General features: G+C 69.0%; 20 protein-coding genes and 3 pseudogenes. 14 read left to right on the forward strand and 9 right to left on the reverse strand.

Features of this window, described 5'->3' with window-relative positions; genetic code table 11:
* Window positions 1-79 precede the first annotated feature (79 nt).
* Both AC07AZ_RS18380 and ppgK read left to right on the forward strand, forming a co-directional pair.
* A complete protein-coding gene (locus AC07AZ_RS18380; RefSeq protein WP_478848886.1) occupies window positions 80-1096 on the forward strand; it encodes a 4-hydroxy-3-methylbut-2-enyl diphosphate reductase in 1017 nt (338 codons plus the stop codon).
* A 48-nt stretch (window positions 1097-1144) separates the two neighbouring features.
* A complete protein-coding gene (ppgK, locus tag AC07AZ_RS18385) occupies window positions 1145-1891 on the forward strand; it encodes a polyphosphate--glucose phosphotransferase (RefSeq protein WP_478848888.1) in 747 nt (248 codons plus the stop codon).
* Window positions 1892-1919: 28 nt separating this feature from the next.
* On the opposite strand, the gene AC07AZ_RS18390 is transcribed toward ppgK, so the two are convergent.
* Window positions 1920-2444, reverse strand: coding sequence for a DUF6542 domain-containing protein (locus AC07AZ_RS18390; protein WP_478848890.1), 525 nt, complete (start codon window positions 2442-2444; stop codon window positions 1920-1922).
* Between the two features lie 175 nt (window positions 2445-2619).
* On the opposite strand from AC07AZ_RS18390, the gene ychF reads away from it, so the two are divergent.
* Window positions 2620-3708: a redox-regulated ATPase YchF gene (ychF, locus tag AC07AZ_RS18395; RefSeq protein ID WP_478848892.1), complete on the forward strand. Its 1089-nt coding sequence runs from the start codon at window positions 2620-2622 to the stop codon at window positions 3706-3708.
* Window positions 3709-3940: 232 nt separating this feature from the next.
* Here the strand turns inward: ychF and AC07AZ_RS18400 are convergent, their stop codons facing one another.
* The 4 genes from AC07AZ_RS18400 to AC07AZ_RS18415 form a co-directional block, all read right to left on the reverse strand.
* Complete coding sequence (locus AC07AZ_RS18400) at window positions 3941-4573, reverse strand: hypothetical protein (RefSeq protein WP_478848894.1); 633 nt, start codon at window positions 4571-4573, stop codon at window positions 3941-3943.
* Window positions 4570-5985, reverse strand: coding sequence for an AAA family ATPase (locus AC07AZ_RS18405; RefSeq protein WP_478848896.1), 1416 nt, complete (start codon window positions 5983-5985; stop codon window positions 4570-4572). Before AC07AZ_RS18405 ends, AC07AZ_RS18400 begins: the two co-directional genes overlap by 4 nt.
* Before the next feature lie 464 nt (window positions 5986-6449).
* Window positions 6450-6842 (reverse strand): PIN domain-containing protein, encoded by a 393-nt coding sequence (locus AC07AZ_RS18410; RefSeq protein WP_478848898.1) that lies wholly within the window; start codon window positions 6840-6842, stop codon window positions 6450-6452.
* Complete coding sequence (locus tag AC07AZ_RS18415) at window positions 6839-7105, reverse strand: hypothetical protein (RefSeq protein WP_478848900.1); 267 nt, start codon at window positions 7103-7105, stop codon at window positions 6839-6841. Before AC07AZ_RS18415 ends, AC07AZ_RS18410 begins: the two co-directional genes overlap by 4 nt.
* Before the next feature lie 331 nt (window positions 7106-7436).
* Here AC07AZ_RS18415 and AC07AZ_RS18420 point away from each other — a divergent pair.
* Window positions 7437-7595, forward strand: a pseudogene (locus AC07AZ_RS18420) (NUDIX hydrolase); the annotation flags it as partial.
* Window positions 7596-7844: 249 nt separating this feature from the next.
* Entirely contained in the window at window positions 7845-8228 is a 384-nt protein-coding gene (locus AC07AZ_RS18425; RefSeq protein WP_478848902.1) for a VOC family protein, read from the forward strand.
* A gap of 251 nt (window positions 8229-8479) precedes the next feature.
* Here AC07AZ_RS18425 and AC07AZ_RS18430 read toward each other — a convergent pair whose 3' ends face one another.
* Window positions 8480-8800: a hypothetical protein gene (locus AC07AZ_RS18430; protein ID WP_478848904.1), complete on the reverse strand. Its 321-nt coding sequence runs from the start codon at window positions 8798-8800 to the stop codon at window positions 8480-8482.
* A gap of 197 nt (window positions 8801-8997) precedes the next feature.
* Here AC07AZ_RS18430 and AC07AZ_RS18435 point away from each other — a divergent pair, with 197 nt between their 5' ends.
* The 3 genes and pseudogenes from AC07AZ_RS18435 to AC07AZ_RS18445 all read left to right on the forward strand — a co-directional run.
* Complete coding sequence (locus AC07AZ_RS18435; protein ID WP_478848906.1) at window positions 8998-9507, forward strand: SigE family RNA polymerase sigma factor; 510 nt, start codon at window positions 8998-9000, stop codon at window positions 9505-9507.
* Between the two features lie 8 nt (window positions 9508-9515).
* On the forward strand, window positions 9516-9830 hold the full coding sequence (locus tag AC07AZ_RS18440) for a hypothetical protein (protein WP_478848908.1): 315 nt from the start codon (window positions 9516-9518) through the stop codon (window positions 9828-9830).
* A 282-nt stretch (window positions 9831-10112) separates the two neighbouring features.
* Window positions 10113-10364: pseudogene (locus AC07AZ_RS18445) on the forward strand (IS5/IS1182 family transposase); the annotation flags it as partial.
* Here the strand turns inward: AC07AZ_RS18445 and AC07AZ_RS18450 are convergent.
* The 3 genes and pseudogenes from AC07AZ_RS18450 to AC07AZ_RS18460 all read right to left on the reverse strand — a co-directional run.
* A pseudogene (locus AC07AZ_RS18450) lies at window positions 10356-10832 on the reverse strand (DUF6000 family protein); the annotation flags it as partial. The pseudogenes AC07AZ_RS18445 and AC07AZ_RS18450 overlap by 9 nt on opposite strands.
* 3 nt (window positions 10833-10835) lie before the next feature.
* Window positions 10836-11567: a HEAT repeat domain-containing protein gene (locus tag AC07AZ_RS18455; protein WP_478848910.1), complete on the reverse strand. Its 732-nt coding sequence runs from the start codon at window positions 11565-11567 to the stop codon at window positions 10836-10838.
* Window positions 11564-11950 carry a CPCC family cysteine-rich protein gene (locus tag AC07AZ_RS18460; RefSeq protein WP_478848912.1) on the reverse strand — a complete coding sequence of 129 codons (387 nt, stop codon included), beginning with the start codon at window positions 11948-11950 and terminating at the stop codon, window positions 11564-11566. Before AC07AZ_RS18460 ends, AC07AZ_RS18455 begins: the two co-directional genes overlap by 4 nt.
* A 304-nt stretch (window positions 11951-12254) precedes the next feature.
* Here AC07AZ_RS18460 and AC07AZ_RS18465 point away from each other — a divergent pair, with 304 nt between their 5' ends.
* The 6 genes from AC07AZ_RS18465 (at window position 12255) to AC07AZ_RS18490 (ending at window position 19936) form a co-directional block, all read left to right on the forward strand.
* Window positions 12255-13070, forward strand: a complete 816-nt coding sequence (locus AC07AZ_RS18465; RefSeq protein WP_478848914.1) for an oxidoreductase — start codon at window positions 12255-12257, stop codon at window positions 13068-13070.
* 511 nt (window positions 13071-13581) lie between these two features.
* Window positions 13582-14172, forward strand: coding sequence for a TetR/AcrR family transcriptional regulator (locus tag AC07AZ_RS18470; protein ID WP_478849122.1), 591 nt, complete (start codon window positions 13582-13584; stop codon window positions 14170-14172).
* Between the two features lie 529 nt (window positions 14173-14701).
* Window positions 14702-15706, forward strand: coding sequence for an NADP-dependent oxidoreductase (locus tag AC07AZ_RS18475; protein ID WP_478848916.1), 1005 nt, complete (start codon window positions 14702-14704; stop codon window positions 15704-15706).
* A gap of 111 nt (window positions 15707-15817) precedes the next feature.
* Window positions 15818-16261 (forward strand): gamma-glutamyl-gamma-aminobutyrate hydrolase family protein, encoded by a 444-nt coding sequence (locus AC07AZ_RS18480; RefSeq protein WP_478849124.1) that lies wholly within the window; start codon window positions 15818-15820, stop codon window positions 16259-16261.
* Complete coding sequence (locus AC07AZ_RS18485; protein WP_478849126.1) at window positions 16189-18336, forward strand: DEAD/DEAH box helicase; 2148 nt, start codon at window positions 16189-16191, stop codon at window positions 18334-18336. Before AC07AZ_RS18480 ends, AC07AZ_RS18485 begins: the two co-directional genes overlap by 73 nt.
* A 394-nt stretch (window positions 18337-18730) precedes the next feature.
* On the forward strand, window positions 18731-19936 hold the full coding sequence (locus AC07AZ_RS18490; protein ID WP_478848918.1) for a DUF4190 domain-containing protein: 1206 nt from the start codon (window positions 18731-18733) through the stop codon (window positions 19934-19936).
* The last annotated feature ends 89 nt before the right edge of the window (window positions 19937-20025 follow it).

Here is a 20025-nt window from a genome sequence, read left to right on the forward strand (position 1 = left end):
CGGCGCCCGCCGCCCGTCGGGGACCGGCGCCCGGCGGCGACCGGCGCGCGATCTTCGACGCCCCTGACGCGGCCTTACGATGGGTGCCATGACTGCTTCGTCTGGCCGCCGTGTCCTGCTCGCCGCCCCCCGGGGCTACTGCGCGGGCGTGGACCGCGCCGTGATCGCCGTCGAGAAGGCCCTGGAGCAGTACGGCGCTCCGGTCTACGTCCGGCACGAGATCGTCCACAACAAGTACGTCGTGCAGACCCTGGAGAAGAAGGGCGCCGTCTTCGTCGAGCGGACCGAGGAGGTCCCGCCGGGGAACATCGTCATGTTCTCCGCGCACGGCGTCGCACCGGTCGTGCACGAGGAGGCCGAGCGCGGCCGGCTCGCCACCATCGACGCGACCTGCCCGCTGGTCACCAAGGTCCACAAGGAAGCCGTCCGCTTCGCGGGTGAGGACTACGACATCCTCCTCATCGGACACGAGGGCCACGAGGAGGTCATCGGCACCTCCGGCGAGGCCCCCGAGCACATCCAGCTGGTCGACGGCCCCGCGGACGTCGCCAAGGTCGAGGTCCGCGACCCCTCGCGGGTCGTCTGGCTCTCGCAGACCACCCTCTCCGTCGACGAGACCATGGAGACGGTCGACGCCCTCAAGGAGAAGTTCCCGCAGCTGATCTCGCCGCCCAGCGACGACATCTGCTACGCCACGCAGAACCGCCAGCTCGCGGTGAAGCAGATGGGCGCCGAGGCCGACCTGGTGATCGTGGTCGGCTCCCGCAACTCCTCCAACTCCAAGCGTCTCGTCGAGGTCGCCAAGCTCGCCGGTTCGCGCGCCGCCTACCTGGTGGACTTCGCCGACGAGATCGACGACGCCTGGCTGGAGGGCGTGACCACGGTCGGCGTGACCTCGGGCGCCTCGGTCCCGGAGCTGCTCGTGGAGCAGGTCCTGGAGTACCTGTCCGAGCGCGGCTTCGCGGACGTGGAGATCGTCAAGGCGGCCGAGGAGTCCATCACCTTCTCCCTGCCCAAGGAGCTCCGCCGGGACCTGCGCGAGGAGGCGGCGGCCCTGGTCGCCGAGCGCGGCGGCTCCGGCACGGCACAGGTCTGAAGGGGACCTCCCCGGTTGACTGTCCGTCGTCCGTCGTAACGTAGAGCCATGCAGATCTTCGGCGTGGACATCGGTGGATCCGGGATCAAGGGCGCCCCAGTGGACCTGGACAGGGGCGATCTGGCGGAGGAGCGCTTCAAGGTGCTCACTCCCCAGCCGGCCACACCCGACGGCGTGGCCGACGGCGTGAAGCAGGTCGTCGAGCACTACGGCTGGACCGGACCGGTCGGGCTCACCTTCCCAGGCGTGGTCACCGGCGGCTCCACCATCCGTACGGCGGCCAACGTCGACAAGAGCTGGATCGACACCGACGCGGGCGCCCTCTTCACCGACCGGCTGGGCGGTCTCCCGGTGACGGTCGTCAACGACGCGGACGCGGCCGGCGTCGCCGAGATGAACTTCGGCGCGGGCCGGGGCCGCCGGGGCACGGTGATCCTGCTCACCTTCGGCACCGGTGTCGGCAGCGCCCTGTTCGTCGACGGCACGCTCGTCCCCAACACCGAGCTGGGCCACCTGGAACTGCACGGGCACGACGCCGAGAAGCGCGCCTCCAGCAAGGCCAAGGACGACGAGGAACTGACGTGGGAGCACTGGGCCCACCGCGTCCAGAAGTACCTCGCGCACGTCGAGATGCTGTTCTCGCCCGAACTGTTCATCATCGGCGGCGGTGTCAGCCGCAAGTCCGAGAAGTTCCTGCACTTCATCGAGGGCATCAAGGCGGAGATCGTCCCGGCGCAGCTGCAGAACAACGCCGGGATCGTCGGAGCGGCGATGCACGCGGCGCACGAGGACTGAGGAGCCGAAAACCGGGCGGGGCCGCCCCTCACCCGGGCGGACGGCCCCGCGCGGGGCTGTGGCTCGCCAGGTGGGCCCGGCGCACGGTCGCCACGACCCCGGCGACCAGGGTCCCGCCGTACAGCCATCCGGCCTGGGTGGCCAGCGCGGTGAACAGCCCCATCAGCCGTCCCGCCAGGCCCCCGCCGCTGTCGGCCACGGGAAGCAGCCCCAGCGCGAAGGCGAGCGGCACGACGACCGGTGCCGTCAGCAGATCGCCCTTGCCCAGCCAGAGGGCGGTCACCGCGCACACCGGCAAAAACAGCACCCCGTACACCGTCGGCGACGCGTCGAACAGCGCGTCGTCCAGGCAGCCGATCAGGAACATCAGCGCCCCGCAGAAGAGACCGCTGCCGAGCCCCGTCAGCCGGGGGTTCGGCAGCCGCCGTGGCGGGCGGGCCGGTGACGGCGAGGGCCGCCGGGCAGCCGCCGGGCGGCGCTGCGCCTGCGGGGGCAGCGGCGGGGTGCCGTGCGGCGGCCGGTACTGCGGGGGTCGTGTCCTGTGTTGCTCCACTGCACCAACCTAGGTCGTTTTATGTGCCCATTCCCTCGTCGGACACGCCGTACGACAGGGCTTGGCCATGCGTTCGACATGTCGCCGGGGCGGGGCCGGGCACGCCGTAGACTGGTGGATCGCCCCTGGCGCCCGGTTCGCCCACGCCAGCCCTCTCACTCCGGGAAGTCGTAACGTGTCGCTCACGATCGGAATCGTCGGCCTGCCCAATGTCGGCAAGTCGACCCTGTTCAACGCCCTGACCAAGAACGACGTGCTGGCGGCCAACTACCCGTTCGCCACGATCGAGCCGAACGTCGGTGTCGTGGGCGTCCCGGACGAGCGCCTCACCATCCTGGCCGGGATCTTCGGTTCCCAGCGGATCCTCCCGGCCACCGTCGACTTCGTGGACATCGCGGGCATCGTGCGCGGCGCCAGCGAGGGCGAGGGCCTCGGCAACAAGTTCCTCGCCAACATCCGCGAGTCCGACGCGATCTGCCAGGTCATCCGCGCCTTCAAGGACGAGAACGTCGTCCACGTCGACGGCAAGGTATCGCCCAAGGACGACATCGAGACGATCAACACCGAGCTGATCCTCGCCGACCTCCAGACCATCGAGAAGGTCCTCCCGCGCCTCCAGAAGGAGTCCCGGATCAAGAAGGACATCGGTCCGAAGGTGAAGGCCGTCGAGGAGGCCAAGGAGATCCTGGAGAAGGGCGACACGCTCTACACCCACGGCATCCTCCAGGGCAGCGAGCGCGCCGAGCTCCTGCACGACCTGCACCTGCTGACCACCAAGCCGTTCCTCTACGTCTTCAACGTCGACGAGGACGAGCTGACCGACGACACCTTCAAGGACGAGCAGCGCGCCCTGGTCGCCCCCGCCGAGGCGATCTTCCTGAACGCCAAGCTGGAGTCGGAGCTCGTCGAACTCGACGAGGAGGACGCGATGGAACTCCTCCAGTCGGTCGGCGTCGAGGAACCGGGCCTGGCCACCCTCGCCCACGTCGGCTTCGACACCCTCGGCCTGCAGACCTACCTCACGGCCGGTCCCAAGGAGTCCCGCGCCTGGACCATCAGGAAGGGCGCGACGGCCCCCGAGGCCGCCGGTGTCATCCACACCGACTTCCAGAAGGGCTTCATCAAGGCCGAGGTCATCTCCTTCGCCGACCTGGTCGAGACCGGTTCGGTCGCCGAGGCCCGCGCCAAGGGCAAGGCCCGCATGGAGGGCAAGGAGTACGTCATGCAGGACGGGGACGTGGTGGAGTTCCGGTTCAACGTTTAATTGAAAGTTAAACTACTTTTTGGAACTTCAGAAAGTGCAGGTCAGAAGGGGTTCGTGGGTAGGGCGGGCCCCTTTTCTGATGGATCGAAAGGAGGTTGGGCGAGACAAAGCTTCGAGCGCTGGCTTGAGAGCGTGCGCGTGGCCGCCTATTGGCACCTCTTGTCACCTCTTGGATTCCGTACCGTCCGATCTCCAGGCCACATTGCAAGCTGACGCCAAATCGCCCGTCAGATCATTCGCTGAGAATCTCGAGTGCATCGTCGAGATCCTTGATGAAATCCTGCCACGATGGCAAGCAGGTCACTGGCCCCTCGGGGTCCAGGAGTTCGAGCATGCGCAGCCGGTGCTGCGCGAAACGCTTCTGGAACTGGGCGAGGCGGCGCCCTTTGTACTCGCTTGCCCGCGCGAGCGAGTCCTTGAGGAGCTGTTTAGGGTCGGCGATTCTTTCCGCCGCAGCTCCCTTGGGGAGGTCAAGGCTGACGCGGCCGCGCGGGTTCTCGGCGACCTGGCGCAGACATGCCTCATCAAGTAGGAGCCAGGCTTCCAACATACGGACCGGCACCACGGCGACGTGCCGAAGACCGGGCCACTCGGTACGCACTGCGTCCTCGATCTCGTCCCTGCGGTCCTGGGTGGGACCGCGGTCGGCGTCTCGTTGCACCACCGTCAGGTCGTAGGTCCCCCCTAGTGTGCGGGCTGCCCGCAGTTTATCCGGGACTGAATGGCCGGTCGGTGGGCGGAGCAGGCCGAAATCGGGGACGGTGATCGAGATGTCGAGGCCCTTGCGTGCCGCAATGGATTCGATGTGCGGTACGAGGCCGTTGTCGCTACTGCCCTCGCCGATGAACAGAATGCGAGCGGTCACGCGGCCCCCCAGTCCAGCGTGAGCTGCGCTCCCACGGGTGTGGTGAGATACGGCAGGACGTCGGCCTTCGTTACAAAGTCGCCGCCGGCCCTCGTGGCCCGCCACGTCTCGGCGAGTGGACGCAGACGTAGTACTCGGTTCAGGGAGCCGTTATCGGACTTGTAGACCGTGGTGTCCGCGAACAAGAGGTCTTCAGGATTGACGAGTTGCACGACTCCGGGTGAGTGCGTGTTGATCAGCACCTGGCGGAAGGGATTGTCCGTCCCAGGTTGCTCGGTCGGGTCGACGGCAAGGTCCTGGACAAGGGCGACCATGGCGTTGAGGTTCGCAGGATGGATACCGTTCTCCGGTTCCTCCATACAGATCAGACCGCGAACGGATGTGTCCTCGAGCAGGACGCACAATGCGAGGAAGCGCAGGGTGCCCTCGGAGAGACTGCGTGCGGGCAGTGTCATGCCGGCCACCTCGCGCACGTTGACTGTGAGGAGCTGCCGTACCTCGTCCTGATCCACATCCAGATCGCGGATATGGATACCGGTCAGGTCTGTGAGACGCCCGGCCACCCTGGCGTAGACCTGGCTGGCATCCGCGCCGGGAGTGTCGTGGGCCACACGGAAGAGTGTCGCGGGCAGATGGGAGCCGTCGGCGCCCATCACCTGCGGGTCGACGTACCGGTCGGATCTGCGTAGAGCCGACGGCTCAAGAGCTAGCCGTCGCCAGGACTGCATCTCACGGCGAGCCGCGAGGATGGTGGGGTCATCACTGCTGGTGATAGTGGAGACGACGGTTGCGGGTGCCCGGGAGGCTGCGGCGGGTTTGGGCTGACCTCGGCTGCCTCCATCCTGGTGGATCTTAACGACAGATTCGCCAGATTCCGTCGTCGTTGAGATGAAGGGGGCGCCACTGCGGTGGCCCTGAATGACGGTGTTGCGGAACTCCTTCGCCCGGTGGGGGAAAAGGAGGTGCCGGGGGGCCTTGCCCTTGGTGATGTGGCTCAGCGTCTCGTGGAGCAGGGTGAGGCGGCCGAAGCGGTCAAGTCCGGATGGCTCCTGGTAACCAATTTCAAGCTCGTACCGCAAAAACGTGGTCGTGGCCTTCGCGGCCCGGCCGAAGTCGTCTTGTGAGTTGAGCGGAACGATCATCTCGGCGGCGAACCGCATCCGGTGATGGCCAGGCTCGAAACCCTTCCAGAAAAGGTCACGGGGGTCCCCATGGCGCTCGCCGTGTACGCCCCGGACCTCTTGGGCCGCCTCCATCATCGACTGGTCGGCGAGCAGGGAGAGGAACTGGATGGCGTCAAACACATTCGACTTGCCGGTGCCGTTCGCCCCTGCGATGCAGGTGAAGGGGCCGAAGTCGATAGACAGGTTCAGGAGGTTCTTGAACCCGTGGACTTCGAGGCGGGTCAGCATGCTGTCTCCGGAGGGTTCGCCGGGCGGATCCGCCAAGCCTACTGGTGAGGAACGTCGTTATCCCGCGTGTGCGTTGGCGGCATCCGTGCTTTCGGCGTCCTCCTTGCCCGCTACTCTGGCGCAACGCCGAGAAGCAGCCGTGCGAACAGCGGTGTCGCGACGGTGAGCTGCCCGAGCGGATCAGGGAGAGCCACGCCGAGTCCGCCGTGAGCCGCAAGCGGGTCGAGCGCCTGATGTGCGAGGCCGACCTAGCGGGCATCAGCCCTCGCCTCAAAGGCTTCACACGTCGGGATCCCATGGCCATGCGCTGCGAGAGGTCAGAGGCAAGGGCCTGCGTAGCGGGTCCTTGTCACTTGGCTCGCCGTTCGTCAGCGGTGTCCCCACATAATCAGGCAACCATGCCTGTCTCTGCCTCGGCCATCTCCGGGTCCCCCCGCGGGCTGGTCGTCGGAGATCGTCGGTTGCTAGACGGTGCGGATGACGGGGGCGGGTTTGATGTCCTGGGCGTCGATGAGGGTGCGGATGTCGTCCGGGTCCGAGGTCCAGATGATGGCGCCGAGGCTGGCTGCCATGGTCACGACGGTGGCGTCGACGATGTCGGAGGTGCCGGCCTTGCCGCAGAGGATGCCTGCGGTTTTGGCGGTTTCGAGGCCGACGGGTACGACGTGGCACCCGGCGAGGAGCTTGCCGAGTCTGACCTGGCGGCGGGAGTCCCGCCATGCCTGGCTGACGACGACGGACGGGACGTGGATGTCCCTTCCGTCTTCCAGGGCCAGGCTGTGGCGGGCCCACATGCGTCGGTCGTCGTTGTCGATGGCGACGAGTACCCCGGCGTCGTACAGGTAGGGGATGTTCACGCGGCCGAGGCTCCCGGACTGCTGAGGTACTCGGCGTCGGCTGCGGCCAGGTCCGCGCGGGCGGCGGCGAGCTCTTCCGGGGTGAAGGCGCCGTGTTCGGCCTGCCACTCCTGGATGACGGCCCTGCCGGCCCGCAGGCGCAGCTCGCGTTCGGCTGCTCCGGCGACGAGGCGGGAGAGCGGGATGCCTTCTTCCTCGGCGGCTCCGGCCAGGGCTTCGACCAGGGCTTCGTCGAGAGTGATAGTCACCTTCTTGGTAGCCATATATCAACCATAGCGCGGTATGGCCTTCGGTGTGGATCTGCAGGTCATGTCGGCGAGCGGAGGGTGCGAGCGCATTCAGCGAGGAGGTCCCTCGTCGACTCGATGGCCCGCGGGGCTGCGGGTGAGGGTAGGTCCACCTTCCCTGGAATGGGCGGATTAGCGATGAATATCTTGCTCGGCCCTGAAGCGCTGGTGCACGGTTTCGAACAAAGGGCGAGGCGAAGGATCGGGGCTTGGGTGGCGAGCGTTTTTCAGAGGTGCAAGAGGGATGTCCGGGACCGGAACTTTCCCTGTGATCGTCCGCGGTGTCGGCATGGGTGGACGGTGCGGCGGCGAACCCGAAAACCGCGAACCCCGCAAGCACTCCCAGGTCCGCTGGGTCGACGCTAGCGCTATCCCCGAAGCCTTCGTCGACACCACAGCCGGTGCCCTGCACCACTACCTGACCAGCGGCGCGGACGTCTCCCTGGACGGCTGGCCAACCGCGTGAGCATCACGATGCCCCACCGGATGACGTTGGCCAGTTGGGTCTCAGACGGACCAGGTAGAAGTACGGGTAGTGAGCCTTTTCCAACCTCAGGCTGACGTGGCCGGGTGGAGGGCGAAGACGTGGCGAGAGTAGCGGTGGTAGAGGTGAGGTAGGACCGGTTGCAACCCAAGTGCCGATGTCTAAAACAGAAACAGACCTGTTTGCTGCCTACCGTCGCCGCTGGCAATCAACATCAGCGAAAGAACCGCGATGATCGAGCAGACCAGCGCCGCGCCGGAGGGCTACACCACCGTTGCGCCCTGGGTCGTTACCGACGGCACGGGGGCTTTCCTCGACTTCGTAGCCCAGGCGTTCGGGGGTGAGGAGTTCGGGCGGGTATCGACCGAGGACGGCGTGGTCGGTCGCGGTGAGATCCGCGTCGGCGACACCGTGGTGTTGGCCTTCGACCGACGCACGGACTGGCCCTGGTGGGTGGTCAGCCGCGTTGAGGACGTCTCCGAGGACTGCATGTGGAAGAGGCTGCAGGCCCCCGTATACGCCGAGTCCATGCGCGTGGCTCAGGAGACGCTCGACGCCAAGCTCAGCGGTCGGCCCCACGGACGCAGCAGCGCGCCCGTCAAGACAACCGGCTGACTCATGATGTCGAGATTCGCATAGGCCAGACCGGGGTCCAGCCAAGGTAAAGCCAAAAGCCGCAACGGGGATGTCAGAGAGGACCGTTCCCGGGACACGCCACAGGGGCGCCCGATCTTCATCCAGGGCAAGTTGCTACCCCTCCGAGGGGCAATGAGGTCCACGGCGGGTCGTGCGGAGCAGCACGCCTCCCGCACCCGGCAAAGGCCCGAGGCTCTCGGGGAGGCGTGCGTACTCCTCGGGGGTGGGGCTCAGCCCACCGCGTTCGCCCGCTCGGCCGCGCTCAGCGACGAGGGGGGTTCGGCGACAGACTTGGCGTGGACCGGGTTTGCGTGGGTGGCCGCAACGGGGTTTGCGTGGGTGGCGGCAACCGGGTTTGCGTGGGTGGCGGCAACCGGGTCCGCGTGGGTGGCGGCAACCGGGTCCGCCTGAGTGGCCGGGACCGGGTTCGCGTGAGTGGCCGGGGTCGCGGCGCTGGCGACGCTGACCATCCCCGCGGCGGCCAGAACGGTTCCGGCGGCCACGCTGAACATAGCGCGGCGGTTATGCGAGAACTTGCGGTGCTTCGACAACGGTGTGCCTCTTCCTCGGATCGCCGGACTCCCACCTGTGCGTGGAAGCCCTTTCGGGAGAGAGGTACGGAGTCGGGCGGCGGTCAGGTTGCACGGTGCGGCGGGAAAATCCTCCTGCCCGCACCGTGCAACCCCAGAGGGCCACTCCCCGTATGTATGACAGATGGAGTGGTCTGCAAGGGAGAGGCCGGCAAAGAGTGAGGGACACGGCCCGGGAACGAGAGTTCCGGGAATTTGCCGAGGCGCGGCAGGCGCAGCTCCGACGCAGCGCCTACCTGCTCTGCGGTGACTGGCACCAGGCACAGGACCTGACCCAGACGACTTTGATGAAGTTGTACGCGGCCTGGGGACGGGTCAGCCGGGACGGCAATGCGGATGCCTACGCTCGCACCATCCTCACCCGCACCTTCATCGACCAGTGGCGCAAGAGAGGCTGGCGTGAGGAGCCGGTGAGCGAGCCACCCGATCTTCCCTCGGGCGTGTCCGGCACACCGGAGTTGCGATTGATGATGCAAGAAGCCCTGATGGAGCTGGCGCCCCGCTACCGGGCCGTGTTGGTCCTGCGATTCTGGGAGGACTGGTCCGTTGAGCAGACCGCGCATGCACTGCGGGTGAGTCCGGGAACGGTAAAGAGCCAAAGCGCCCGCGGGCTCGCCCGGCTGCGCGAGATCGTCGAAGGCCTTGACAGTGAAGGGACCAGGAGGTGAAACCGGCCATGAATGAGCACGAGAACGACGCTCTGCACGCCGCCTTCCAGGCAGTCCTCAGCGCCGAGCCGGAGCCGACGCTACCCAGCGTTATCGACGCGGCCGTCGTCGGCGGCTTCCGGATCCGCCGCCGACGAGTTGCGCTCGCCACGGCCGGCGCACTGATCGTCGTGGCCTCCATGGCCGCCGTGGCCGTCAACCTGTCCTGGCTGGGCGGCGAACGGGCTCCGGTGCCCCTGGCCCCCGCCAGCACCGCCCACCCGACGCCTCACACACCCGAACCCGCTCGCACGGCAGCAGAGCCCCTTCCCTCCGGAGACTGACAGTCGCCGGGGCGCCCCGGCATCAGGCTGAGGAGTCCAGGTAGATCCACACTGCCTCCGAGTTCCACTTCCGCACGCGACTGGGACCTGTACCAGTTGACCGCCACAGCCTCAAGATCATCTCCGTTGAAGCTTCTGGCCCCACCTTGGCTGGACCCCGGACCGGTGGTCAACGAGGGCTTCCAGCCTGCTTCGGCAGTTCGCCAGTCGGCCTGACACAGGGGTGAAGCTCCTGGTAAATGGGTTTTCGACCAAGAGTTCAGTCTCTACCAGAGGCTTCATATGCTCGTTTACCCGTCCGGGCTGGACGTGTCCAGTTCTGCCCTCCGGTTCCTCTCCGCCCGCCTGCGGGAACACCACCGTGGTCTCGGCACCCGATGGCGGCGTCTGAGCGCAGGTCGGCAGGCCCTGCTCGCCCTCGCCCATCTCCGCAACGGTCATCCGTATGTCCAGCTCGCGGCCGGGTGCGCCCTTGACCCACTCGTCCCAGAGGCCGTCGGGCTCCGTGAAGCGGTCGGCGTGGCGGGTACCGAGGAGGGCGTCGAGGCGGAGGAGGGCGCCCAAGGCGGCGGGCTGGTCGCAGTGGAGGTCAGTGCGGGGGAGGTAGCGGTCGAGACAGGCGGTGAGGATCTCAGCGTCGGCGTGTGTGCCGAAGCGGGCCAAGGCGAAGCAGTAGGCGCCGCCGGAATAGCAGACCTCGCTGGCCAGGAGCAGGTCGCCGATGCGTGGTCGGAACCGATCGCGGCGGTCGACGCCGATCAGCCAGCCGGCGGTGAGACGCGAGCGCCATTCGTACCCGAGGAGAGCTTCCAGTTCCCCGTCGTTGATCGCGGCGGCGTCAGCGATCAGGTGCCGGGTAAAGCGTGGGGTGTGCCACCACCCGGGGCCCAGGAACCGCCCGCCATTCAGTACGAGATGGCGCGGGAGACCGCCGTACATCCTCGTCACGTAGCTCTCGACCACGTGGCCGTAGCCGACTTCCTTGGGGTGCTGGGACGGCATCGGTCACCTCTCCTGGTGCAGGTCGGTCCGATCGATCCAAGTGGGGGCGACGAAGATGTTGTCGCCGACGGGGGCTTCGGAGGCTTCCAGCAGGGACCAGGTGCGGGACTCTTCGACCAGGTGCTGCCAGGGCGCGGTCCAGTCGAGTTCCCAGTCCAGGCCGGGGTCGGAGACGCCGTACGTGCGGCCGGCGTCCACTCGCCAGAACTGGGAGTAGAGGATCACCTGGGCGTGGTCGGCCAGGTCGTTGATGATCTCGGTGAAGTGGGCCGAGGGCCAGCCAGGGGCGTCGTCCTCAGCGGTGGCTCGTAGGCGCGCGGTGAGCGGCGGGACTACAGGGGTGCGGGCGCTCAGTTCCGTCAGGGCCCAGCGGATGCCTTCCGGCTCGCTCCAGTCCGGTGGCGTCGCCCGTTCCAGGCAGGCGCGGTAGGCGCGGCGCACGGGCTCGACCGCGCCGTCGATCTTCAGGCTCGCCAGGGCCATTGCCGCCCATTCCCGGACGGTGGAGTCGTCGCTACCCAGGAGGGCGATCAGAGCGGGGCCGCAGCGAGGGTCCGCCACCTCTTCGAGGACCTCGATGGCGGTCAGCTGCCCGAAGCCGCCGAGGGAGGGCAGTCCGTCGATGATGGTGGGGATGGCTTCGGGGCCGATCCAGATCAGTTCGGCGCGGGCGTCGTACGACGGGCCGGTCGAGTCGTCGAGCTGCTGGATGAGTCTTTCGATGCGGGTTGTCATGACACCAGGTGGTCGCGGCGCCAGAAAGTGGGGAGCCACCAGCAGAGCATCGAGCGGTCCTCGGGCCAGGGGGCGCGGTCCTCGGCTGCCCGGTCCTCGAAGGAGTCGCGTGTCAGGTCGATGGGGCGCCAGGCGGGGTCGAGGGGCTCGTTTTCGGCCGGAGGGCGGACGTACCGGCGGCCGTGTTCGTCGCAGGCGCCGAAGTCCTGGTAGTTGTGCTGGGCCTCGATCAGGGAGACCTTGTTCGCCCCGCCGGCCATGGTCGGCCAGCGGAACTGGACCCCGTCGTCCTCCCAGAAGCAGACGGGGCAGATCTCGTAGGAGCCGGGCATGGCGTTGAGCACACGGTGCCCGCAGCAGGGACAGGGATAGCGGTCGCTCACCTGCGCAGTCTCGTTGCAGGCCCGGCCGCTGCGCCATGGATTTCCCGGCCTCCGCACGCGCCTGATTGTCCGTCAGGCGATTCAGGTGTCGTAGATCGTGGAGCGGTGTCCGACGCGGATGACCCACACGATCAGTCGACGGTTCCGGTCTGTCGTCCGCTCGTGGTCTTTCCCGTTCCGCGCCCCACGTTTCCGGATCTTTTCTGGAGCGCCGGACGTGGCCACTTGTCATCGATCGACGGCCACCGTATGGTCGTACGAATGTAAGGCATACGACCGTAAGTCAAACTCGAGGGAGTCTGTGATGGCGACAACTCGGCCGGTGGCGCTCGTGACGGGCGCCTCATCGGGGATCGGCAGGGAGGCGGCCCGCGCCTTCGTCGCGGCAGGTTTCGAGGTGGTCGGAACCGGCCGAAAGACCTCCGGGCTCACCCCGCCCGCCGGTGTGACCTACCTCGATCTCGACGTGGGCAGTGACGACTCGGCCACCGCCGCGGTCGCTGAGGTGGTCGACCGGTTCGGGCGCATCGACGTCCTGGTGAACAACGCGGGCATCGGCTCGGCTGGTGCCGTCGAGGAGAACTCCGTCGCCCAGGCCCAGAACGTCCTGAACGTCAACGTCCTCGGTGTCATCCGTATGACGAAGGCCGTCCTGCCGCACATGCGCGCCCAGGGCGGTGGCCGCGTCATCAACATCTCGTCCGTCCTGGGCCTGGTCCCCCAGCCCTACATGGCTCTCTACGCCGCGTCGAAGCACGCCATCGAGGGCTACTCCGAGTCCCTGGACCACGAGGTCCGCGAACACGGCATCCGGGTCCTGGTCGTCGAACCCGCCTATACCAGGACCAGCTTCGACACCAATGCCGCACAGCCCGACACCCCGCTGCCTCTGTACGCGGAGCGGCGGCGCATCTTCGACGGGGTGATCGCGGATGCGATGAAGGCCGGCGACGACCCCGCCGTCGTCGCCAAAGTGATCGTCACCGCGGCCACCGACAAGAAGCCGAAGCTGCGCTACACCGCCGGCCCCCTCGCCAGGCGCATGAGGACACTGCGCCGCTTCGCCCCCACCGCCACCTTCGACAAAGGCATCCGCAAATTCAACCGGATGCCCGCCTGACATCCCGGTCCGGCTTCAGAGGCGCCGATTCCGCCTGGAGGTCTCCGGTGTACCCGACATCACTGATGTCTCCGAAAGTCCATTGACCAGTCGCTCTGCCAACAAGGGAGCGCTGCTGCGGGTACCGGTCACCCCCGGCGCGGCCCCATCCGCCTGGTCACTAGCGGCCTGCCCGGCATCGACGACCTCAGCTTCCTGACCCCACGCTCCGATGTGGTGTTCGCCGCGCAGAACGGCTCCTCCTCGGACGACGGCCCGGACAGGGTCGTGGCCATCTACCCGAACGGCACCTAGAAGCCCGTCCTGACCAGCGCGGACGGTCTCGCCTCGCCCTCCGCGACCGCGGTTCGGGGCGACCGGCTGTACATCACCGACGGCGAGGTGTCCGAGCCCCATGACCCGAGACTGCAGACAGTGAGGATCGACTTCGCCGCTCTCCTTGCCCGCGCCGCACACTGACTCGACCAGGGCGGTAGCCGGAGCACAAGCGCAGGCTGTGATGGAGGAACGCATCGTGCGGTATGCGAAGGAACACAAGCAGGAGACAAGGCAGCGGATCGTCGAGACGGCCGGTCGCCGGCTCAAGCGGAACGGCATCGACGGCTCCGGAGTCGCCACGCTCATGAAGGACGCCGGCCTGACCAACGGCGCCTTCTACGCCTACTTCGCGTCCAAGGACGACCTCGTCGCCACCGCGGTCGCCGACCAGATGCGCGCACAGCACCAGAACATCGTCGCGCAGGCGGCGCCCGGCCGCGCCGGACTCGAACAGATGATTCGGTGGTACTTCTCCACCGAGCAGCGCGACAACATCGAGGACGGCTGTCCCAACGCCGCCCTGCTCGACGAGATCGGACGCTCCACGGGTCCTACCAGGCAGGCGTACACCGACGGCGTGCTGGTCCTCATCGACGGTTTCGCCGCCCGCCTGGCACCCCGTGATCCGCCGTCGGCGCGTCTGAAGGCACTCGGGCTCCTCGGCATGATGGCCGGAACCCTGCAACTCTCCCGTGCCCTGACCGACCCGCAACTCGCCGACCAACTCCTCGGACAGGGCATCCACAACGCACTCGCAGTGCTGGATGCCGAACAGCACGACTGAGACGCCATCCGTTCCTGACGCCCTCGCCGCCCGCGGGACCGGTACCCGTGAGGATCGGCTTGCGACTCCTCGCCGCAGGCCGAGTGCCTCCGCGAGGCTTCGAAGGCAACAACTCGGCGAGGGCCGGGCCTCGCCGATCAGTCCCGCGTCCGCCACGAGTACGGCGCCCCCGCCAGGAGCGGGTCCACTTGCGGGCCGCCGACCGACCACTTAGAATTACGTGCATAATTCAATTAGCTCTGCCCCTCGCCCACGAAACGGGCCGACGGCGGCGTCCATGACGCGAGGCGGTGCAGCCCCGGAAGGTTCTGCCGACCGGGGTGAACGTCGGGCACCACGCCCGGTGCGCTCCACGCGCGCTCGTCACCCCGGGCCCTCGGCCCTTCGCCGAAAGCCAGGACCAAGAGCCCCACCCCGCCACTGAAACCCATCCCACCAAAGCCCGCATGCCATCAAAAACCACCAATCATCCAAGGAAGTCCGGGATGAACAGCACCCGTCCGCTTGCGGGCGAGATGAGGAGCCGACGATGAGGGCCTTCACGGTAGAGCGCTACGGCGACAAGGCCGGAGTGCGTGTCGGCGACGTGCCGGACCCGGAGGTGGGCGCGGACGACGTGCTGGTCCGGATCCAGGCCGCGAGCGTCAACCCGCTCGACCGCATGATCCGGGACGGGGAGATGAAGGCGATCCTGCCGTACCGGGTCCCGTTCGTCCTGGGCAATGACCTGGCCGGGGTGGTGGTCGAAGTGGGTGCGGCCGTTACGCGGTTCGCGGTGGGCGACGAGGTCTTCGCGCGGCCCGACAAGGACCGGATCGGCACGTTCGCCGAACTCATCGCGGTGCACCAGGACGACGTGGCGATCAAGCCGGCCACGCTGACCATGGAGGAGGCGGCGTCCCTTCCCCTGGTCGCCCTGACCTCGTGGCAGGTGCTGGTCGAGCGGGCGCACCTTCAGCCGGGCCAGAAGGTCCTCATCCACGCGGGTTCCGGCGGCCTGGGCACCATCGCCATCCAGCTGGCGAAGCAGCTGGGTGCGCACGTGGCGACCACCACGAGCACGGCCAACGTCGACCTGGTGAAGCGTCTGGGCGCGGACGTCGTCGTCGACTACAAGAAGCAGGCGTTCGAGACGGTGCTGCACGACTATGACGTCGTCCTGGACTCGCTCGGCGGCGAGACGCTGAAGAAGTCCCTGGACGTGCTCAGGCCCGGCGGGAAGGTCATCAGCGTCGCGGGCCCTCCCGACGCCGCTCTGGCCAGGGAGCTGGGAGCGAATCCGGTCGTCCGGCTGGTGATGTCCGCACTGAGTTTCCGGATCCGGCGAAGCGCCCGGCGCCGCGACGTGACGTACTCGTTCCTGTTCATGAAGGCCAGCGGGGACCAGCTGCGCGAGCTCACCCCCCTCATCGAGGCCGGCGGGATCCGGCCCGTCGTGGACACCGTGTTCCCGTTCGAGTCGGCCCGAGAAGCGCTGGAGTACGTCGAAGCGGGGCGTGCGAAGGCCGGCAAGGTCGTCGTCAAGATGACGTGAGGGAACGACGCCGTCTGCGGCAACGAGGAGTGCCCTGAACCCGCCACGGAAGGACCTTGGCGACGTTGGAGCGGGAGCTCCAGAAGGTGACGGCGGGGCTCGGCGGCCGAACTGTCCGGCACACGCCTGCTGCGGGTCAACAGCCTCCACCAGCAGGCCGGCGCCCGCACCGCCCCGGCGCTGAGGGCGGTCGGCACGGCCGAGGACGGTGTCGTGGAAGCCGTCGAGGCGACCGACTCCGGTCGGTGGATCGCCGGAGTCCCGTACCACCCGGAGGAGTTGACCGACCGACCGGCACACCGCCGGCTCTTCGACGACTTCGTCCCGGTCCGCTGTCAGTGGCGCGTGCCACGATGGAGGCAGAGGGGACGGCTGGGGATTCCGGGGGAGACGGGGGTGTCATGGAGGGGGAGCTGCCGGCGGGGCGCGGGGCCAGAGAACTGTGGGCGCGGGGCGCGCGGCTCCACCGGGCGGCACGCACCCTGCGCGAGGACCACGACCGCGCCCTGGACGCCGTGCGCTCGGCACTCGAACCGATCCGGGACCGGCTCGTAGCCGAGGAACTCGAGTCCATCCCGGTCAGCCGGCTGAAGGACGTCACCGAGGGGCGGCTGCGGCTCGGCGCCGTGGAGGCGGCCGGGTTCGACTCGGTGCGCGCGGTGCACGAGGCCGGCCGGTACGAACTGCGGCAGGTCCCCGGTGTGGGCCCGCAGACCGCCGACCGGGCGCTCGCCGCCGCCCGGCAGATCGCGCGGGCCGTGGCCGAGACCGTCTCCGTCCGCATCGACGTCGACCACCCCGAGCCCCGCACCACCGCCCTGGTCGTCGCTCTCCAGCGGCTCGTCGAGGCGGGCCCCGAGCTGCGCCGCGCCCTGGACGCCGCCGCACTGCTCGACGAACGGCTCCGGGAACTGCTGCCCGCGGCGCGGCCGGCCGGCAGCAGGCTGCGCATGGCGCTCGCCGGACGCGGACGCAGGGAGAGCGCGCTCACGGCCGTCGCCGGACTGCGCGAGCTGCTGGCCGACGCGGACACGCGCGACCTCCGGCTGCTGATCGCCCAGGCATCCACCGACCTGCTGCGCCCGCCGGTCTCCGACATCGAGGCCTGGGTCGACTTCGAGCTGCGTTCCGCCGAGTACTACAGCCGGCTCGCCGACGTCTCCGAGGAGCGCCCCGACCTCGCGGCGAGCGAGGGCTTCGTGCCGGCGGAGATCGCCGAGCGCGTCCACGCCCAGCCGCTCGACGACACCCACCGCCGCGTGTCCCTGCGCGGCTACCAGGAGTTCGGCGCCCGTTTCGCGCTCGCCCAGCGCCGGGTGGTCCTCGGCGACGAGATGGGGCTCGGCAAGACCGTCCAGGCCATCGCGGCGCTGGCCCACCTCGCGAGCGAGGGCCACAGCCACTTCCTCGTGGTCTGCCCGGCCAGCGTGCTGATCAACTGGACCCGTGAGATCCGCGCCCGCAGCACCCTGCGCGCACTGGCGGTGCACGGCCCCGACCGACAGGACACGTACGCGCAGTGGTGCGAGCGCGGAGGCGTCGCGGTCACCACCTACGACACGCTGCACACGCTGCCCGTTCCCGACGGCCCGGCGCCGGGCATGCTCGTCGTGGACGAGGCCCACTACGTGAAGAACCCGGCCACCCGCCGTGCCGGATCCCTCGCCGCGTGGACCAGCCGCTGCGACCGCGTCCTGTTCCTGACGGGCACCCCGATGGAGAACCGCGTCGAGGAGTTCCGGGCGCTCGTCCACCAGCTCCGCCCCGATCTGCTGTCCGCGCTGACCGGCGCCGGCGCGGCCGTCGGACCGCGGGCCTTCCGCACCCTGGTCGCCCCCGCCTATCTGCGCCGCAACCAGGACGACGTCCTCACCGAACTCCCGGCTCTGCTCCAGGTCGACGAGTGGGAGGAACTCGGCGCCGCCGACCGCGAGGCCTACGACCGGGCGGTCGCCGACGGCAACTTCATGGCGATGCGCCGGGCCGCGTACGCCGACCCGGAGAAGTCGGCGAAGCTGCAACGGCTGTCCGAACTGGTCGCCGAGGCCGCCGACAACGGACTGAAGGTCGTCGTCTTCTCGTACTTCCGCGAGGTGCTCGGCACGGTCCGGCGGACACTGACCGAGCCGACGCCGACGCCGACGCCGACACCGGCACAGGACCCCGGCCCGGACCGGCCGACCGCCGAGCAGCGGGTGTTCGGTCCGATCACCGGGGCCGTCCCGGCGGCGCGGAGACAGCGGATGGTCGACGACTTCACGCGGGCGTCGGGGCACGCGGTGCTGCTCTCCCAGATCGAGGCCGGCGGTGTCGGCCTCAACCTCCAGGCGGCCTCCCTGGTGATCCTCTGCGAACCGCAGGTCAAACCGACGGTGGAGCACCAGGCGGTCGCCCGCGTGCATCGCATGGGCCAGACCCGCACAGTCCAGGTGCACCGCCTGCTCGCGGCGGACAGTGTGGACGATCGGCTCCTGGACATCCTCCGGAACAAGGCCCGCCTCTTCGACGCGTTCGCCCGGCGCAGCGACCTGGCGGACTCCACACCGGACGCCGTCGACATCTCCGACGCGGCGCTGGCCCGCCGCATCGTGGAGGAGGAACAGCGCAGGCTCGCGGCGAACACGAGCTGAGACGAAGGTGCGGCCCGGAGATCCTGCCGGGACGCCGGGACGCCGGGACGCCGGGACGCCGGGACGCCGGGTCCGGACCGGCCGAGTTCGGCGCGCGCCGAGATGTCCCGGGTCCACCGAACATCAGGCCCGCTGCCGGACCCCGCGTCCCTGTCGGGCGCGCTTACGATGCGCCCAGTCGTACGTCGGTCCCGTACGGCCTTCGCCCTGTCCCCGCGCCGGTCCCGTACGGCCTTCGCCCTGTCCCCGCGCCGGTCCCGTACGGCCCTCGCCCTGTCCCGCCGTCAGTTCCGCACGGACACCGCCGTCTCCCCGCATCCGCATCCGCACCCGCGGCCGCCCCGCCGTCCCTCATCACCCCGGCGCCCCCGCCTGAACCAGGAGCACGGTACTCGTGTCCATACCCCCGCCCTCCGGGCCGCACCAGCCCCAGGAGCCGTACGCGCAGGGCGACTTCCGGGTGCCCCCGCCGGGCTTCCCGTACCCCGGGCCCCCGCGGGCCCCCGGCGCCCACCCCCCGCCGCCCTATCAGCTCTGGGGCCAGGGCTACAGCCCGTACAACCGGCCCGTGCCCGTCAACGGGGTCGCCATCGCCTCGCTCGTCCTCGGCATCCTCTGCTTCATGCCGGGGGTGGGGCTGGTGCTGGGGCTGATCGCGCTGCGGCAGATCCGGCTGCGGGGCGAGCGGGGCAGGGGGATGGCGGTCGCCGGGTCCGTGCTGTCCTCCGTGGGACTGGCGCTGTGGGTGCTGACGTTGTCCACGGGGGCAGCGTCCGACGTCTGGGAGGGCGTCAGGGACGGCGCGACCGCGAGCGTGCCGATGGATGAGGGAACCTGCTTCGACTCGCCCACGGGGCTGAAGGGCGCGGCCTACGACTTCGACGAGGTGCCGTGCGCGGACGAGCACGATGGCGAGGTGTTCGCCGTCGTCACCCTGCCGGGCGGCTCCTACCCCGGCGACCGGGAGCTCACGGACACCGCCGACGACCGGTGCTACGGGCGGCGGACCGATTACGCGATGGACGCCTGGGCCGTGCCGGACGACGTCGACGTGTACTACCTCCTGCCGTCCCGGCAGAGCTGGCGCCTCGGTGACCGCGAGATCACCTGCGTGTTCGGCAACACCGACGAGAACGCCACGCTGACCGGGTCACTGCGCAACGACTCGACGATCCTCGACTCCGACCAGACCGCCTACCTGAAGGCGGCCAACACGCTGGAGGCCGCCCTCGACTCGGCGCCCGGTGCCACGCCGGAGGACGACCTGGCCGCGAACAGGCGGTGGGCCGCGCGGGTGGCGGGCGCGCTCGGCGAGGAGGCGGCGCTGCTGGAGCGGCACCGGTGGCCCGCGCGGGCCGAGGGGCCGGTCGCCGCCGTCGGCAGGGAAGTGCGGGCCCTGCGCGAGGAGTGGGCGTCGGCGGCCGGGGCCGCCGACGTGGACGCCTTCTACCGGCACTACGACCGGACCCTGACGATCGAGCACCCCGACCCGTCCGTCACCGCTCGCAAGGCTCTGGGCCTCGCCACCACACCGCCGTCCCCCGACGACGACCCCGGCGACTCGGGCGGCGGTGGAGACAAGGGCGGCGCCGAGGTGTGAGCGCGCCCATAGCGGGGAGAAAGTGCCTGCGTAAAGCCCTCACGGGCCACATGTCATCACATCGAGTGATTCTCTGGCCTTTACTTGCA

The organism is Streptomyces sp. NPDC043878 (assembly GCF_056435735.1).

Coding starts and splice junctions, on each gene's coding strand:
- AC07AZ_RS18380 (WP_478848886.1), top strand. CDS start 80: ATGGGTGCCATGACTGCTTCGTCTGGCCGCCGTGTCCTGCTCGCCGCC.
- ppgK (WP_478848888.1), top strand. CDS start 1,145: ATGCAGATCTTCGGCGTGGACATCGGTGGATCCGGGATCAAGGGCGCC.
- AC07AZ_RS18405 (WP_478848896.1), bottom strand. CDS start 5,985: ATGCTGACCCGCCTCGAAGTCCACGGGTTCAAGAACCTCCTGAACCTG.
- AC07AZ_RS18415 (WP_478848900.1), bottom strand. CDS start 7,105: ATGGCTACCAAGAAGGTGACTATCACTCTCGACGAAGCCCTGGTCGAA.
- AC07AZ_RS18425 (WP_478848902.1), top strand. CDS start 7,845: ATGATCGAGCAGACCAGCGCCGCGCCGGAGGGCTACACCACCGTTGCG.
- AC07AZ_RS18440 (WP_478848908.1), top strand. CDS start 9,516: ATGAATGAGCACGAGAACGACGCTCTGCACGCCGCCTTCCAGGCAGTC.
- AC07AZ_RS18455 (WP_478848910.1), bottom strand. CDS start 11,567: ATGACAACCCGCATCGAAAGACTCATCCAGCAGCTCGACGACTCGACC.
- AC07AZ_RS18465 (WP_478848914.1), top strand. CDS start 12,255: ATGGCGACAACTCGGCCGGTGGCGCTCGTGACGGGCGCCTCATCGGGG.
- AC07AZ_RS18475 (WP_478848916.1), top strand. CDS start 14,702: ATGAGGGCCTTCACGGTAGAGCGCTACGGCGACAAGGCCGGAGTGCGT.